Source organism: Cupriavidus taiwanensis, assembly GCF_900250075.1.
Classification (GTDB): domain Bacteria; phylum Pseudomonadota; class Gammaproteobacteria; order Burkholderiales; family Burkholderiaceae; genus Cupriavidus; species Cupriavidus taiwanensis_C.
Map to the genome: position 1 here is coordinate 3,008,215 of NZ_LT977070.1, position 14,330 is coordinate 3,022,544.

13 protein-coding genes and 1 tRNA gene are annotated in these 14,330 nt (G+C 68.3%); 4 read left to right on the forward strand and 10 right to left on the reverse strand.

All coding sequences use genetic code 11. The features are described from left to right. Positions 1–11: 11 nt before the first annotated feature. The gene (locus tag CBM2588_RS14025) at positions 12–932 is read right to left on the reverse strand and encodes an alpha/beta hydrolase (RefSeq protein ID WP_115681010.1); all 921 of its coding nucleotides are present in this window, start codon (positions 930–932) and stop codon (positions 12–14) included. 165 nt (positions 933–1,097) lie between these two features. Here CBM2588_RS14025 and CBM2588_RS14030 point away from each other — a divergent pair. After that, a tRNA-Leu gene (locus tag CBM2588_RS14030) sits at positions 1,098–1,182 on the forward strand. Positions 1,183–1,247: 65 nt separating this feature from the next. Here CBM2588_RS14030 and CBM2588_RS31050 read toward each other — a convergent pair. Genes CBM2588_RS31050 through CBM2588_RS14045 form a run of 3 tightly spaced genes read right to left on the reverse strand, consistent with a single transcriptional unit; the run spans position 1,248 to position 2,027 of the window. Further along, positions 1,248–1,340: a hypothetical protein gene (locus CBM2588_RS31050; RefSeq protein ID WP_231942145.1), complete on the reverse strand. Its 93-nt coding sequence runs from the start codon at positions 1,338–1,340 to the stop codon at positions 1,248–1,250. A 44-nt stretch (positions 1,341–1,384) separates the two neighbouring features. Then, positions 1,385–1,696, reverse strand: a complete 312-nt coding sequence (locus CBM2588_RS14040) for a helix-turn-helix domain-containing transcriptional regulator (RefSeq protein WP_115681494.1) — start codon at positions 1,694–1,696, stop codon at positions 1,385–1,387. Further along, positions 1,677–2,027 carry a type II toxin-antitoxin system RelE/ParE family toxin gene (locus tag CBM2588_RS14045; protein WP_115681012.1) on the reverse strand — a complete coding sequence of 117 codons (351 nt, stop codon included), beginning with the start codon at positions 2,025–2,027 and terminating at the stop codon, positions 1,677–1,679. The genes CBM2588_RS14040 and CBM2588_RS14045 overlap by 20 nt, the downstream gene beginning before the upstream one ends. A 217-nt stretch (positions 2,028–2,244) precedes the next feature. Between CBM2588_RS14045 and CBM2588_RS14050 the strand changes: the two genes are divergently transcribed. The 3 genes from CBM2588_RS14050 (at position 2,245) to CBM2588_RS14060 (ending at position 6,809) form a co-directional block, all read left to right on the forward strand. Beyond that, complete coding sequence (locus CBM2588_RS14050) at positions 2,245–2,988, forward strand: M48 family metallopeptidase (protein ID WP_115681013.1); 744 nt, start codon at positions 2,245–2,247, stop codon at positions 2,986–2,988. Positions 2,989–3,404: 416 nt separating this feature from the next. Next, complete coding sequence (gene aspT, locus CBM2588_RS14055) at positions 3,405–5,090, forward strand: aspartate-alanine antiporter (protein WP_115681014.1); 1,686 nt, start codon at positions 3,405–3,407, stop codon at positions 5,088–5,090. A 93-nt stretch (positions 5,091–5,183) separates the two neighbouring features. Beyond that, a complete protein-coding gene (locus CBM2588_RS14060) occupies positions 5,184–6,809 on the forward strand; it encodes a bifunctional aspartate transaminase/aspartate 4-decarboxylase (RefSeq protein WP_115681015.1) in 1,626 nt (541 codons plus the stop codon). Positions 6,810–6,880: 71 nt separating this feature from the next. Here the strand turns inward: CBM2588_RS14060 and hutG are convergent, their stop codons facing one another. From hutG to hutH, 6 genes are all read right to left on the reverse strand, one after another. Continuing rightward, positions 6,881–7,693 carry an N-formylglutamate deformylase gene (hutG, locus tag CBM2588_RS14065; protein WP_115681016.1) on the reverse strand — a complete coding sequence of 271 codons (813 nt, stop codon included), beginning with the start codon at positions 7,691–7,693 and terminating at the stop codon, positions 6,881–6,883. A gap of 32 nt (positions 7,694–7,725) precedes the next feature. Then, positions 7,726–9,132, reverse strand: a complete 1,407-nt coding sequence (locus CBM2588_RS14070; RefSeq protein ID WP_115681017.1) for a formimidoylglutamate deiminase — start codon at positions 9,130–9,132, stop codon at positions 7,726–7,728. After that, a complete protein-coding gene (gene hutI, locus CBM2588_RS14075) occupies positions 9,129–10,382 on the reverse strand; it encodes an imidazolonepropionase (RefSeq protein ID WP_115681018.1) in 1,254 nt (417 codons plus the stop codon). Before hutI ends, CBM2588_RS14070 begins: the two co-directional genes overlap by 4 nt. After that, the gene (locus CBM2588_RS14080) at positions 10,379–10,981 is read right to left on the reverse strand and encodes a HutD/Ves family protein (protein ID WP_115681019.1); all 603 of its coding nucleotides are present in this window, start codon (positions 10,979–10,981) and stop codon (positions 10,379–10,381) included. The genes hutI and CBM2588_RS14080 overlap by 4 nt, the downstream gene beginning before the upstream one ends. Further along, positions 10,978–12,678 carry a urocanate hydratase gene (gene hutU / locus CBM2588_RS14085; protein WP_115681020.1) on the reverse strand — a complete coding sequence of 567 codons (1,701 nt, stop codon included), beginning with the start codon at positions 12,676–12,678 and terminating at the stop codon, positions 10,978–10,980. Before hutU ends, CBM2588_RS14080 begins: the two co-directional genes overlap by 4 nt. A gap of 75 nt (positions 12,679–12,753) precedes the next feature. Then, entirely contained in the window at positions 12,754–14,328 is a 1,575-nt protein-coding gene (gene hutH, locus CBM2588_RS14090) for a histidine ammonia-lyase (protein WP_115681021.1), read from the reverse strand. Between the last annotated feature and the right edge of the window lie 2 nt (positions 14,329–14,330).

Sequence of the window (14,330 nt, forward strand, 5' to 3'; positions counted from 1 at the left end):
CGCGCCGGGGCTCAGCGCTCCACCAGCCGCAGCACCGCTTGCGTCAGCGCGCCGTCCGCGCTGGCCAGGCTGTCCAGCACGTTGAAATGATGGCAGTCCGGCAGCACCAGGTCGCTCGCCGCCGGATGCGCCACCTTGGCCGGCCACGCCGCGCGGATCAGCGCATGCTGGCGGTGGTATTCGGCCGCCTCCAGCTCGCCCACGGCGATCGCCAGTGGCGCATCGCCGGCGGGGGCCATGTACGCGGGCGACAGCCGCGCGACATCGGCTTCCGATAACTTCAGGTCGCACTGCAGGAAGGCCGCGCGTCGCAGCGGCTCCAGGTCGTACAGCCCGCTGACCGAGAGCCCGCCCCGGATCAGCCCTGCAGGCAGGTCGGCTCCGAACTGCGGCCAGCGCGCGGCCATCAGCATCGCCACCAGGTGGCCGCCCACCGAATGCCCCGCCACGAACAGCCGCTGCGGGTCATGGCCGAGACGGTCCGCCTGCCGATACAGCCAGGCCACGCTGCGCAGCACCTGCTGCACGATCTCCGGCACCGTCGCCGCCGGCACCAGCGTGTAGTTGACCACGGCCACCGACACCCCCAGCGCCGGCAGCGCGCCGGCGACGAAGCTGTGGTCGTGCTTGTCCAGCGCGCGGTAATAGCCGCCGTGCACGAACACCAGCAGCGGCGGCAAGGCGCCGTTGGCGCGCTGCGCGGGAAAGTAGTCCAGGGTCTCGCCCGACGCATGGCGCGAGTCCGCGCCGGCATAGCTCAGGTCCGCCAGGAACGCCCTGCGCCCGCGCACCTGCGCGGACCACTGCGCCCAGCGCGCAAGATGGGCCGGGTTGTCCGGCACATTGGCGCGGTTGTTGTACTCGCGGTCATAGAAGGCGGGGTCCTGCGAAGGCAGGCTGGCAAGGCGCGCAAGCAAGTCTGGGTCGGTCATGGCGGTCGGGATCGGCGCAATCGGTACGGTTGGCGGGCGCAGGACTGGTCGCCATGCTACCGGATTTGCGAGGCCCGGGACCGGCCCGGCGCCGGTTGTCCGGGAGCAGGATTTCCGGCATAATCCCGGGCTCAGCCCGGCATCGGTTCCGATGCCGTCACACCTGCCCGGGTGGTGAAACAGGTAGACGCAGGGGACTCAAAATCCCCCGCCGCAAGGCGTGTCGGTTCGAGTCCGACCCCGGGCACCAGACTCCTTCCCTGCCAAAGCTCGCAGCCAAAAAGCCGTCCACCTCAGGCCGGCTCCTGCCCGGGCTCAGACCTCGATTTCCTCTAGCTTGTGCGTCTTCAGCCAGTCGCGCACCAGGACATTGAGCCTCGTTTGCCAGCGCGGTCCGCTTGCCTTCAACGCCTCGAGAACATCGTCATCGAGGCGTACCGCCGTGGCAGTCTTCAGGTCGCGTGAGCAGATGTGTTCAATGGCTGCACCGCCAGCCGCATTCCCATCGCCTCGAGAATGGCCGACAGGCTGCTGAGCGCCGGATTGCCCTTTGGCGACAGCGTGCGATAGAGCTGGGTAGGATTCAGGTGCGCCCGCTCGGCCACGGCCTGAACACCGCCAAAGGCCTGCGCCATCTGGCGCAGCACGACCAGCAACTCTGCCTGGTCACCATCGGCCAGGATGCCATTGATGACCTCCAGCGCCAGAGCCGGATCGCTGTGGTACAGCTCGGCCATCGCCTCGTCATGGGGCCTGCTTCTCATCATCCGATCTCCGTTGCCAGTCCTGCCAACAGCCCACCGCTCGGGCGATATCCGCGTCCTGCGTCCGCTTGTCGCCACCACACAGGAGCAGCACCACGCGATGACCGGACACGGAGCAATAAACCCGATAGCCCGGCCCGACGTCGATGCGCAACTCCCACACGCCGTCACGGCAGAACTTGTGATCGCCGAAATTGCCCAACTCGACCCGGGCCACCCGGCGAATCACCGCCACCTTGGCCTGGCTGTCACGCAGCCGCCGAAGCCAGTCCAGGTAGAGATCCTGATGCTCGCCCGGCGTCAAGTAGTGCTCGATTCGGTAGAGATTCATTTTCGTCTATAAACGAATAAAGATCAAGCCACCGACTCGGGCATTGCTGAGGCCCGCTTTGGATATTCGCCCTGTCACCAGCCGGTTCGGTCACATCGCTTATACCTCCAATGCCTTCCGACCGACGTTTCAAGGTGTGTCGGACAGCGCCCACTGGTGCCCCGGGGCGTGGCTTCCTATCCTATGGCATTGCCCTCCCATCAACCCCGGAGCGACCATGAGCCGACTGACCCTATCCGCCCTCGCCTGCGCCACGCTGCTGGCCGGCTGTGCCGGCGCCAACATGGAAAGCCTGACCCAGGCGGGCGGCAGCCTGTTCACCGCCGCCACGCTGTCGGACAGCAACGTGAAAACACTGTCGGACCAGTCCTGCGCCGAGATGGACAAGAAGAACACCATCGCGCCGGCCGGCAGCACCTATGCGCGGCGGCTGGCCACCGTGATGAGCGGCCTGGGCAATACCGGGCTGCCGCTCGATGCCAAGGTCTACATGACCAAGGACATCAATGCCTGGGCCATGGCCAACGGCTGCGTGCGCGTCTACAGCGGGCTGATGGACCTGCTCAGCGACGACGAGGTGCGTGGCGTGGTCGGCCACGAGATCGGCCATGTGGCGCTGGGCCACACCAAGGCGGCGATGCAGGTGGCCTACACCGCGGCCGCGGCGCGCGGCTTGCTGGGGTCGACTGGCATCGCTTCGCTGACGGCGCTGTCGTCGTCGCAGATCGGCGCGCTGGCCGAGCAGTTCGTCAATGCACAGTTCTCGCAGCGCCAGGAAACCGCGGCCGACGATTACTCCTTCGACCTGCTGACGAAGAACGGCGCCAACCGCCAGGCGCTGGCATCGGCGTTCCGCAAGATGTCGCAACTCGATGGCGGGCAATCGAGCATGCTGAGTTCGCACCCCGGTTCGCTCGAGCGCGCCAAGCATATCGAAGCACGCCTGGCCGGCGGGCGCTGAGCGCGGCGCATTCCTCGCTGCCGCCGCACCCGTACGGGTGAGGCGGCACCCTCCCTAAGGCGGGTGCGCGCCGTGCTTTGGCGCGCCGCCATCGAGTCCGCTACCGCGAGCCGCGCGACCCCGCGCGCGCATTGTTGACCGCGTTTAATTCGCCGACAAAAGCTTTCACTACGCCGCCCCCGGAGCGGCAGAGATAATCCTTTCGCTGCCTCGACACGGCCATGCCGTCGCACGTGCTGCCTGCGTGCCGACACCGCAAACGGCCAGCGTCGCCACGCTCGCCCTCGCCCGGGCCGGTATGCCGCGCCACGCACCGCGGCCCCTGCGCGCGCGCCGCCTGCGAGGCCGAGCCCCAGCGCCCCCACGCCCGGATGCCACAACTCGCCCAACCTGCCTCACTCGTTCAGGAGCCTTCGATGGACTGGTTGCACGTGATTTTCCAGAAGTCGCCCGAATCCGCGCTGTTCCTGTCGCTGGCGGTTGGCTACGCGATCGGCAAGATCACGTTCGGGCGTTTCCAGCTGGGCGGCGTGGCCGGCTCGCTGCTGGCCGCGGTGGTGATCAGCCAGGTCGGCGTCGAGATCGACAACGGCGTCAAGGCGGTGATGTTCGCGGTCTTCATCTACGCGGTGGGCTATGAAAGCGGCCCGCAGTTCTTCAACTCGCTGAACCGCAGCTCGCTGCGCGAGATCGCCATGGCGGTGTTCATGGCGGTGTGCGGCCTGGTCACGGTGGTGGTGCTGGCCAAGCTGTTCCATCTCGACAAGGGCCTGGCCGCGGGCCTCGCCGCCGGCGGCATGACGCAGTCGGCCATCATCGGCACCGCGGGCGATGCCATCACCAAGCTGGGCCTGCCGCCCGACCAGGTCAAGACCCTGCAGGCCAACGTCGCCATCGGCTATGCGGTGACCTATGTGTTCGGCTCGCTCGGCGCGATCATCGTCTGCGTCAACATCCTGCCGCGCTTCATGAAGGCGGACCTGAAGGCGGATGCCAAGAAGGTCGAGGCCAAGCTCAACGGTGGCCTGCCCCAGTACGGTCCGGGCCAGCGCGGCGCGCTGCCGCGGCTGGTCGGCCGGCTGTATCGCGTGAATGACGCATCCGGACAGACCGTCGCGCAGCTCGAGATGGGCGGCGAGGACCTGGTCACCGTGGAAAAGGTGCAGCGCGCGGGCAAGCAGCTCGACGTCACGCAGGACCTGGTGCTGCAGCACGACGACCTGGTGCTGCTGGTCGGCCGCCGCGATGCCATCGTGCCGGCCGCCGCGCAAATCGGCGAGGAAGTGGCCGATGCCGACGGCATGGGCGCGGTGATGCAGTCGCGCAACGTGGTGTTCACCGCCAAGGGCATGAACAACAAGACCGTGGCCGAGATCGTCGACATGGTCGGGCGCGACATGCGCCATGGCGTCTATATCGAGCGCATCGAGCGCTATGATCACCCGCTGCCGCTGCTGCCTGAACTGAAGCTGCAGCATGGCGACATCCTCACGCTGTATGGCACGCCCGCCGACACCAAGCGCGCGGCGGGGATGGCCGGCTACGAGCTGGTGCCCAGCGAGAAGACGGACTTCGTCTACTTCGGCGCCGGCGTGCTGGTGGGCCTGCTGATCGGCCTGCTGGTCTGGCGCGTCGGCTCGATCCCGCTGACACTGGGCGCGGGCGGCGGCGCGCTGCTGTCGGGGCTGGTGTTCGGCTGGGCACGGTCCAAGCACAAGATGTTCGGCGCCATGCCGACCGCCGCGTGCCAGCTGCTGAAGGATTTTGGGCTGGCCGCGTTCGTCGCCATCGTCGGCATCAATTCCGGCCTGCAGGCAGTGACCACGCTGCGTCAGAGCGGCCTGACCATCTTCCTCCTGGGCGCGGTGGTGACGCTGCTGCCGCTGTTCCTGACCATGCTGTTCGGCCGCTACGTGCTGAAGTACGACAACGCCGCGCTGCTGGCCGGCGCGCTGTCGGGCTCGCGCAGCGCCAACCCGGCCTTCGGCGGCATCCTCGACAAGGCCGAAAGCCCGGTGCCCACGGTGCCGTTCGCCATCACCTACGCGCTCGCCAACGTGCTGCTGACGCTGCTGGGCCCGCTGGTGGTGGGCCTGGTCTAGCGCGTTTCCCTTTGCCCTCTCCGCTGCTGCGCGGGCCGTGCCGCCGGTGCCGGCCCGCCAATCCAACAACAAGCGTCTACACAGGAGCAAGCCATGAGCAAGCTCGATATCTCCAAGCTGTCCAGCCTCTCGCCGTTCGAACTGAAGGATGAACTGATCAAGCTGGCCAGCAGTGACGCCGAGCGTCTCATGCTGAACGCCGGCCGCGGCAACCCCAATTTCCTGGCGACGGTGCCGCGCCACGGCTTCTGGCAACTCGGCCTGTTCGCGATGCGCGAATCGGAGCGCTCTTTCTCGTACATGCCGGAGGGCGTCGGCGGCTTTCCGCGCCGCGAAGGTATCGAGGAGCGCTTCGATCTGTTTGCGCGAGAGTTCGCCGATACTCCGGGCGTGAAGTTCCTGGCCGGCGCGGTGTCGTACGTGCGCGACCAGCTGGGGCTGAGCGCGACCGATTTCCTCTATGAAATGTGCGAAGGCATCCTCGCCTGCAACTATCCGGTGCCGGACCGCATGCTCAAGCTGTCGGAGAAGATCGTCGGCCAGTACATCCGCAAGGAGATGATCGGCAACCACCCGTTCATCGGCGAGTTCGACCTGTTCGCGGTCGAAGGCGGCACCGCCGCCATGACCTACCTGTTCAACTCCATCCGCGAGAACCGCCTGCTCAAGCCCGGCGACACCATTGCGCTGGGCATGCCGATCTTCACGCCGTATATCGAGATCCCCGAGCTGAACGACTACCAGCTGGAAGAGCTCTCGATCGACGCCGATCCCGACTCGCGCTGGCAGTATTCGAAAAAGGAGCTCGACAAGCTGCGCGACCCCAAGGTCAAGGCCTTCTTCCTGGTCAACCCGAGCAACCCGCCGTCGGTGCGCATGAGCGACGAGAGCCTTGAATACCTGGCCTCGATCATCGAAGAGCGCCCCGACCTGATCATCCTGACCGACGATGTATACGGCACCTTTGCCGACAACTTTGTCTCGCTGTTCGCGATGTGCCCGAAGAACACCATCCTGGTGTACTCGTTCTCGAAGTACTTCGGCGCTACCGGCTGGCGCCTGGGCGTGATCGCCACGCATCGCGACAATATCTTCGACCTGCAGATCGGCAAGCTGCCAGACGCGGATCGCCGGGAACTGAACCAGCGCTACAGCTCGATCACCACCGAGCCGGAGCAGCTCAGGTTCATCGACCGCCTGGTGGCCGACAGCCGCACCGTGGCGCTGAACCATACTGCCGGCCTGTCCACGCCGCAGCAGGTGCAGATGGTGCTGTTCTCGCTGTTCTCGCTGATGGACACGCCGGACAACTACAAGAACGCGATGAAGCGGCTGATCCGCAGCCGCAAGGCGTCGCTGTATCGCGAGATCGGCATCGCGCCGGAAAGCGATGATCCGAACGCGGTCGACTACTACACCCTGCTGGATATCGAGCAGCTGGGCGGCAAGGCAATCGGGCCGGACTTCGTCAAGTGGATCATGAACTCGGTCGAGCCGAACGAGCTGCTGTTCCAGCTGGCCGACGAAGCCGGCGTGGTGCTGCTGCCGGGCCGCGGCTTCGGCACGCGCCACCCGTCAGGGCGGGTGTCATTGGCCAACCTGAACGAAGCCGACTACGCCAAGATCGGGCGCTCGATCCGCAAGCTGTTCGAGGCCTATGTCGAGAAGTACAACGCGGCGACGGGGAGCAAGGCCGACAAGAATGTCGTGAAGAAATAAGCCTTCGTTGACGTGTTCACGCCCGGCATTGCCGGGCTTTTTCTTTTGCTGTCGGCGGCACCCCGCCCGATTCACCGCGATTCCACAAACTCCAGCACCGTCGCCAGCATGCCGCGCAGCGCCGGCTGCAGCGCCGTGGCCCGCGCCTCGTCATAGGCGAACGGATACACCTCGCTCATGTAGGCGCACTGCGACAGCTCCAGCTGCACCGCGTGCACGCCCTCGGCCGGCTTGCCGTATTGCCGCGTGATGTAGCCACCCTTGAAGCGGCCGTTGAGCACCGCGGTATGGCCCGGTACCGCGCTGGCCTGTTCCAGCAGCTGGCCGGCGAGCGCGGCGTCGCAGCTGTCGCCGTTGGCGGTGCCGAGGTTGAAGTCGGGCAGCTTGCCGTCGAAGAAGCGCGGCAGCACCGAACGGATCGAATGCGCATCCCACAGCGCGATCGTGCCATGCTCGGCCTTCAGGCGTGCCAGCTCGTCGGCCAGTGCCTGGTGGTACGGGCGCCAGATCGCATCGCGGCGCGCGGCGATCTCGGCGTCGTCGGGACCGTTGCCGTCGGCATAAAGCGGCGTCTTGTCGAAGGTGTCGACCGGGCACAGGCCGGTGGTGTCCTGGCCGGGATACAGGTTGGCGTTGTCGGGCGGGCGGTTCAGGTCGACCACGTAGCGCGAGTGCGTGGCCGCCAGCACCGACGCGCCCAGTTCGCGCGCGAAGTCGTACAGGCGCTCCAGGTGCCAGTCGGTGTCGGGCACGGTGCGGGCCTCGGCGCTCAGGCGCTCCGAGACCGATGCGGGCAGGTGCGTGCCGACATGCGGCATCGATACCAGCAGCGGGCGCGTGCCACGGTGCAGGGTGAAGGCGGGGGTATCGGTGGAAAAGGACATGGTGGTTCGATGCAGTGGGCGTGTGCCCGGTTTCAGTCGGCCAGCAGGCTGGCGCGCGCCGCGATAAACAGGCGCCCGGCCTCCGCCTGCAGCGGATGCGCGCCATGCTGCACGCGGCTGCGGCCGGCAGTGCGGACTTCCGCTAGTGTCTCATGGCCGTGGCAGGCAAACACATGCGTGGCCAGCGCCTGCGGCCCGTCGAGTCCCGCCAGGGTCGGATGCGCGCCGTCCAGCACGACGAAGTCGGCCTGCTGGCCCGCTGCCAGACCGGCCACCGCGCGGCCCGCTGCACGTGCGCCGCCGGCCACCGCTTCCAGGTACAGGCGGTCGGCCACCTGCGCGTGCGTGTCGGATGCCAGCACGTTGCGCCGCTGCAGGCCGAGCCGCTGGCCGTACTCGAACAGCCGCAGCTCCTCCGCCACGCTGACGCTGGCATGGCTGTCCGAGCCGATGCCCCATGCGCCCTGCTGCGCCAGGTAGGGCGCTGCCTCGAACACGCCGTCGCCCAGGTTGGCCTCGGTGGTCGGGCAGATGCCGGCCACCGCGCCGCTGTGCGCCAGGCGCCGGCGCTCGTCCCAGTCCATATGGGTGGCGTGCACCAGGCACCAGCGCGCATCGACGTCGACATGGTCGAACAGCCACGTCACCGGGCGCGTGCCCGACCACGCGATGCAGTCGTCGACCTCTTTCTGCTGCTCGGCGATATGGATGTGCACCGGCGCCTGCGCGTCGATCGCGCGCAGGCCCGCCAGCGCATGCAGCAGGCTTGCCTCGGGCACCGCGCGCAGCGAGTGCGGTGCCAGTCCGAGGCGCGCGCCGGATTGCGCGCACGCGGGGCGCAGCCGTTCCAGCAGCCTCAGCATCGCATCGGTGTCGTGCAGGAAGCGCCGCTGCCCTTCCAGCGGCGGCTTGCCGCCAAAGCCCGCGCTCTGGTACAGCACCGGCAGCAGCGTCATGCCGATGCCGGCGCGCTGCGCCGCGCGCAGCAGCCGCAGCGACATCTCGGCGGCGTCGGCATAGGGCCTGCCGCCTTCGTCGTGATGCACGTAGTGGAACTCGCACACGCTGGTGTAGCCCGCGCGCAGCATCTCGATATAGAGCTGGGTGGCGATGGCTTCGAGCGTGTCGGGCGAGAGCCGCTGCGCGAAGCGGTACATCAGCGTGCGCCAGCTCCAGAACGAATCGGCGCCGGCCGGATCGTCGCCCTGCGGGCGGCTGCGGAATTCAGTCAGGCCGGCAAAGCCGCGCTGGAACGCATGCGAATGCAGGTTGGGCATGCCCGGCAACACCGGGCCCGCCGCACGCGGCACGCCGGCGGCTGGCGCCGCCCCCGCCTGCACGGCGGTGAAGCGGCCGTGCTCGTCCCAGGCCAGCAGCACGTCGCGGGCCCAGCCGTCCGGCAGCAGCGCAAACGGCGCGAACAGTTGCGTGCCGCTCATGCCATGGCTCCCGCGCAGGCATGGACCCGACCCTGGCGCACCACCGTCGCGACCGGATTGCGGCCGAACCAGTACGCCAGCTCGGCGGGCGAATCGATGCGCCACAGCGCGAAATCGGCAGCCCGGCCCGCGGCCAGCCGCCCATGGCGATCGGCGGCGCCCAGCGCTTGCGCCGCGTGCGCAGTCACGCCGGCGAGCGCCTCCGGCACCGTCAGCCGGAACAGCGTGCAAGCCATATTCATCATCAGCAGCAGCGAAGTCACCGGCGAGGTGCCGGGGTTGTGGTCGGTCGAGATCGCCATCGGCACGCCGTACTGGCGCAGCAGCGCGATCGGCGGCAGGTTGGTGTCGCGCAGGAAGTAGTAGGCGCCCGGCAGCAGCACCGCCACCGTGCCGGCTTCGGCCATCGCGGCCACGCCCGCTTCGTCGAGATGCTCGAGATGGTCGGCCGAGAGCGCGCGATGGCGTGCCGCCAGCGCGGCGCCGCCCAGGTTGCTGAGCTGCTCGGCATGCAGCTTGACGCGCAGCCCGTGGCGCGCGGCGGCGTCGAACACGCGTTCGGTCTGGGCGATCGAGAAACCGATCGACTCGCAGAAGGCGTCGACGGCATCGACCAGGCCCTCGTCGGCCAGCGCCGGCAGCATGGTGTTGCAGACCAGCTCGATATAGTCGTCGGCACGGCCCGCGTATTCCGGCGGCAGCGCGTGCGCGCCGAGGAAGGTGGTGTAGACCGAGATGCCGAAATGCTCGCCCAGCCGGCGCGCCACGCGCAGCTGCTTGCGTTCGGATTCCAGGTTCAGGCCATAGCCGGACTTGATCTCGATGGCGGTGACGCCCTCGGCCAGCAGCGGCTGCAGGCGCGCGGCGGCCTGCGCGAACAGCGTGTCTTCGTCGGCGCCGCGCGTGGCGCGCACCGTCGAGACGATGCCGCCGCCGGCGCGCGCGATCTCTTCATAGCCGGCACCGGCCAGGCGCATGGCGAACTCGTCGGCGCGCTGGCCGCCGTAGACCAGGTGCGTGTGGCAATCGACCAGCCCCGGCGTGATCCAGGCACCGTTGGCATCATGGCGCGGCGCGCCGCGCCAGGCTTCGGGCAAATCCGCTGTCGCGCCAAGCCAGGCGATGCGTCCGTGCTCGACCACCAGCGCGGCATCGCGGATCGCCTGCGCGGGATCGGCGTCGGGCAGCAGGTGGCAGTTGTGCCAGACACCGTCCGCGCTGGGCACGGCGGATGCATAGGTCAGCGTCATTGAGCGGGCTCCATTTCCAGGGTGACGCACAGGCACAGCGCCGCGTCACCGGCGGGTTCAAACGCAAGGCTCGATGCGGCCGCGGCCGCGCCAGCCAGCAGGCCGTCGCCCGCTTGCAGCAGCGTGGCGCCGTCCTGCGCCTGCCAGGCACCGTTGACGGCGAGCAAGCACAGCGTGTGGCTGCCGGTGCTGACCGCAAATCCGGCGCGGAACGCTTCGACGCGCGCACGGCAGTGTCCGCGCCGCGTCATCACGTTGAAGTCGCGCGTGGCGCCGTCGAGCAGCGTCGCCTGCAAGCTGGTATCGCCGGAAAACGCGAACGGCTCGCCAACGCCGGCCAGGCGATGGCTGAAGCTGCCGTCGTCCGCGCGCAGCGTCACGCCCGCGCCGTCGAGCAGCACGATCTGGCGGTCGATGCCCGGGAACGCCGAGAACGGTCCATCGCTTTCGATATCGGCCACGCTCAGGCGCCAGACAAAGTCATCCATGCCCGCACCCGGCGGCCACACCGCGATCTCGCGCGTGTTACCGCCGCCATTCTTCCAGCGCGTGGGCGCGATCTCGGCCAGCGCGAAGGATTCAATCAGCGCCGGGCTCATACGCCCTTCACCATCGGCAGGTCCAGGCCCTTCTCGTGCGCGCAGGCGATGGCAAGGTCATAGCCCGCATCCGCATGGCGCATCACGCCGGTGGCCGGATCGTTCCACAGCACGCGCTCGATGCGCTTTGCCGCCGCGTCGGTGCCGTCGCACACGATCACCACGCCGGAATGCTGAGAGAACCCCATGCCGACGCCACCACCGTGGTGCAGGCTGACCCAGGTGGCACCGCCGGCGGTATTCAGCAGCGCGTTCAGCAGCGGCCAGTCGGATACAGCGTCGGAACCGTCGCGCATCGCCTCGGTCTCGCGGTTCGGCGACGCCACCGAGCCGCAGTCGAGGTGGTCGCGCCCGATCACCACCGGTGCCTTCAGTTCGCCCGACTTCACCATCTCGTTGAAGGCCAGCCCGGCGCGATGGCGCTCGTCCAGACCCACCCAGCAGATCCGCGCCGGCAGGCCCTGGAAGGCAATGCGGTCGTGCGCCATGTCTAGCCAGCGATGCAGGGCTTTGTCCTCGGGGAACAGCTCCTTCATCTTGGCGTCGGTCTTGTAGATATCCTCGGGATCGCCCGACAGCGCGACCCAGCGGAACGGCCCCTTGCCGCGGCAGAACAGCGGACGGATATAGGCGGGCACGAAGCCCGGGAAATCGAAGGCGTTCTGCACGCCTTCGTCGAACGCGACCTGGCGGATGTTGTTGCCGTAGTCGACCGTCGGCACGCCCATCTTCTGGAAGTCGAGCATGGCCTGCACGTGCTTGACGATCGACGGGCGCGCGGCGGCTTCCACCGACTTGGGATCGCGCTTGCGTGCGTCTTCCCATTGCTCGACGGTCCAGCCTTGCGGCAGGTAGCCGTTGACCAGGTCGTGCGCGGAGGTCTGGTCGGTGACGATATGCGGGCGCATGCCGCCGCCCTGCGCGCGCTTGGCCAGCTCCGGCACGATGTCGGCGGCGTTGCCGAGCAGGCCGACCGAGATCGCCTCCTTCTTTGCCGTGGCCTCGGCGATCATCGCCAGTGCTTCGTCGAGCGTGGTGGCCTTCTTGTCGAGGTAGCGAGTGCGAATGCGGAAGTCGATGCGCGATTCCTGGCATTCGATCGCCAGCACGCACGCACCCGCGAGCACGCCCGCCAGCGGCTGCGCGCCGCCCATGCCGCCGAGGCCCGCAGTCAGGATCCACTTGCCCGACAGGTCGCCGTCGTAGTGCTGGCGGCCCGCTTCGACAAAGGTCTCGTAGGTGCCTTGCACGATGCCCTGGGTGCCGATGTAGATCCACGAGCCCGCGGTCATCTGGCCGTACATCATCAGGCCGGCGCGGTCCAGCTCATTGAACTTGTCCCATGTGGCCCAGTGCGGCACCAGGTTGGAGTTGGCGATCAGCACGCGCGGCGCGTCGGGATGCGTGCGGAACACGCCGACCGGCTTGCCCGACTGCACCAGCAGCGACTCGTCTTCACCTAGCCGGCGCAGGCTGTCCAGGATCGCGTCGAAGCATTCCCAGTTGCGCGCGGCCTTGCCGATGCCGCCGTACACCACCAGGTCCTGCGGACGCTCGGCCACGTCGGGGTCCAGGTTGTTCTGGATCATGCGGTAGGCGGCTTCGATCAGCCAGTTCTTGCAGTGCAGCTGGGTGCCTCGCGGCGCGCGGATCTCGCGCTGGCCGCGTTGCAGGGATTGGGATTCGGGAGCGTTCATGTGTTGTTCTCCTTATGGGATGGCGCTGGTGGCGCGATCGGTTTCTGATGCGCTTGGTGCGTGACTGGGACCGGCTCAACCCGCGTTGGTCGGCAAAATTTCCCTCACCGCAGCAGGCCATCCCGCCCCCGCATCGCCCTGCACCACCCACTGCTTCATCGCCTCGATATCCGGCGCCAGATAGCGGTCGCCCTCGACAAAATCCACCCGCGCACGGATACGTGCCAGCTCCTGTTCCACCAGCGGCGACGACTTCAGCGGGCGGTGGAACTCGATGCCCTGTGCCGCGGCCATGGCCTCGATGCCGACCACCACCGCGGTGTTGGCCGCCATCTCGCCCAGCCGGCGCGCGCCGTAGGTGGCCATCGACACATGGTCTTCCTGGTTGGCCGAGGTCGGCAGGCTGTCCACGCTGGACGGATGCGCCAGCGACTTGTTCTCCGACGCCAGCGCGGCGGCCGTCACCTGCGCGATCATGAAGCCCGAGTTCAGGCCGCCATCGCGCACCAGGAACGGCGGCAGGCCGGACAGGCCGGTATCGAGCAGCAGCGCCAGCCGGCGCTCGGAAATCGCACCGATCTCGGCGATCGCCAGCGCAATGATGTCGGCGGCAAAGGCCACCGGCTCGGCGTGGAAGTTGCCGCCGGAGACCACGTCGCCCTGCTCGGAAAACACCAGCGGGTTGTCCGACGCGGCATTGGCCTCGATCTGCAGGATGCGCGCGGCGTGCTGCAGGTTGTCCAGGCAAGCGCCCATCACCTGCGGCTGGCAGCGGATCGAATACGGGTCCTGCACGCGGCCGCAGGCCTTGTGCGAATCGACGATCTCGCTGCCATCGAGCATGGCGCGCACGGCGCCGGCCACGGCGATCTGGCCGGCCTGGCCGCGGGCTGCATGGATGCGGGCGTCGAACGGCTTGACCGAGCCCTTGATCGCCTCCAGCGACAGCGCGCCGGCGACCAGGCCCGCCGCGAACGCGTCCTCGGCGGCGAACAGGCCGGCCAGCGCCAGCGCGGTCGACACCTGGGTGCCATTGAGCAGCGCCAGGCCTTCCTTCGGGCCCAGTTCGAACGCCTTCAGGCCGGCATGGGCCAGGCCTTCGGCGGCCGGCACGCGCCTGCCGCCGACCATCACCTCGCCCACGCCGATCAGCGTGCACGACATATGCGCCAGCGGCGCCAGGTCGCCCGAGGCGCCGACCGAGCCCTTGGCCGGGATGCACGGCGTGACGCCGTGGTTGACCAGCGCCAGCAAGGCCTCGATCAGTTCCGGACGCACGCCGGAATGGCCGCGCGCCAGGCTGACCGCCTTGGTCGCCAGGATCAGCCGCACCGTGTCCTCGGCCAGGTCCGGGCCGGTGCCGACGCTGTGCGACAGCACCAGGTTGCGCTGCAGCTGCGCCAGCTTGTCGTTGGGGATGCGGGTCTGCGCCAGCTTGCCGAACCCGGTGTTGATGCCGTAGACCACGGCGTCGGCGTCGATGATGTCCTGCACCGTGGCCTGCGCGGCGCGCACGCCGGCCCAGGCGGAATCGGCCATGGCCAGGCGCACCTCGCCGCGGTAGACACGGCGCAGGTCGGCCAGGGTGACTTGGCCCGGCTGCAGGGTCAGCAGCGGATGGGAGGCTTGGTCATGTGGGCTGGCAGTCATTT

Bases quoted from the DNA above. Each gene is read 5' to 3' on its own strand.
- CBM2588_RS14025 (WP_115681010.1), bottom strand. From the start codon at position 932: ATGACCGACCCAGACTTGCTTGCGCGCCTTGCCAGCCTGCCTTCGCAG.
- CBM2588_RS14040 (WP_115681494.1), bottom strand. From the start codon at position 1,696: ATGAGAAGCAGGCCCCATGACGAGGCGATGGCCGAGCTGTACCACAGC.
- CBM2588_RS14045 (WP_115681012.1), bottom strand. From the start codon at position 2,027: ATGAATCTCTACCGAATCGAGCACTACTTGACGCCGGGCGAGCATCAG.
- CBM2588_RS14050 (WP_115681013.1), top strand. From the start codon at position 2,245: ATGAGCCGACTGACCCTATCCGCCCTCGCCTGCGCCACGCTGCTGGCC.
- aspT (WP_115681014.1), top strand. From the start codon at position 3,405: ATGGACTGGTTGCACGTGATTTTCCAGAAGTCGCCCGAATCCGCGCTG.
- CBM2588_RS14060 (WP_115681015.1), top strand. From the start codon at position 5,184: ATGAGCAAGCTCGATATCTCCAAGCTGTCCAGCCTCTCGCCGTTCGAA.
- hutG (WP_115681016.1), bottom strand. From the start codon at position 7,693: ATGTCCTTTTCCACCGATACCCCCGCCTTCACCCTGCACCGTGGCACG.
- CBM2588_RS14070 (WP_115681017.1), bottom strand. From the start codon at position 9,132: ATGAGCGGCACGCAACTGTTCGCGCCGTTTGCGCTGCTGCCGGACGGC.
- hutI (WP_115681018.1), bottom strand. From the start codon at position 10,382: ATGACGCTGACCTATGCATCCGCCGTGCCCAGCGCGGACGGTGTCTGG.
- CBM2588_RS14080 (WP_115681019.1), bottom strand. From the start codon at position 10,981: ATGAGCCCGGCGCTGATTGAATCCTTCGCGCTGGCCGAGATCGCGCCC.
- hutU (WP_115681020.1), bottom strand. From the start codon at position 12,678: ATGAACGCTCCCGAATCCCAATCCCTGCAACGCGGCCAGCGCGAGATC.
- hutH (WP_115681021.1), bottom strand. From the start codon at position 14,328: ATGACTGCCAGCCCACATGACCAAGCCTCCCATCCGCTGCTGACCCTG.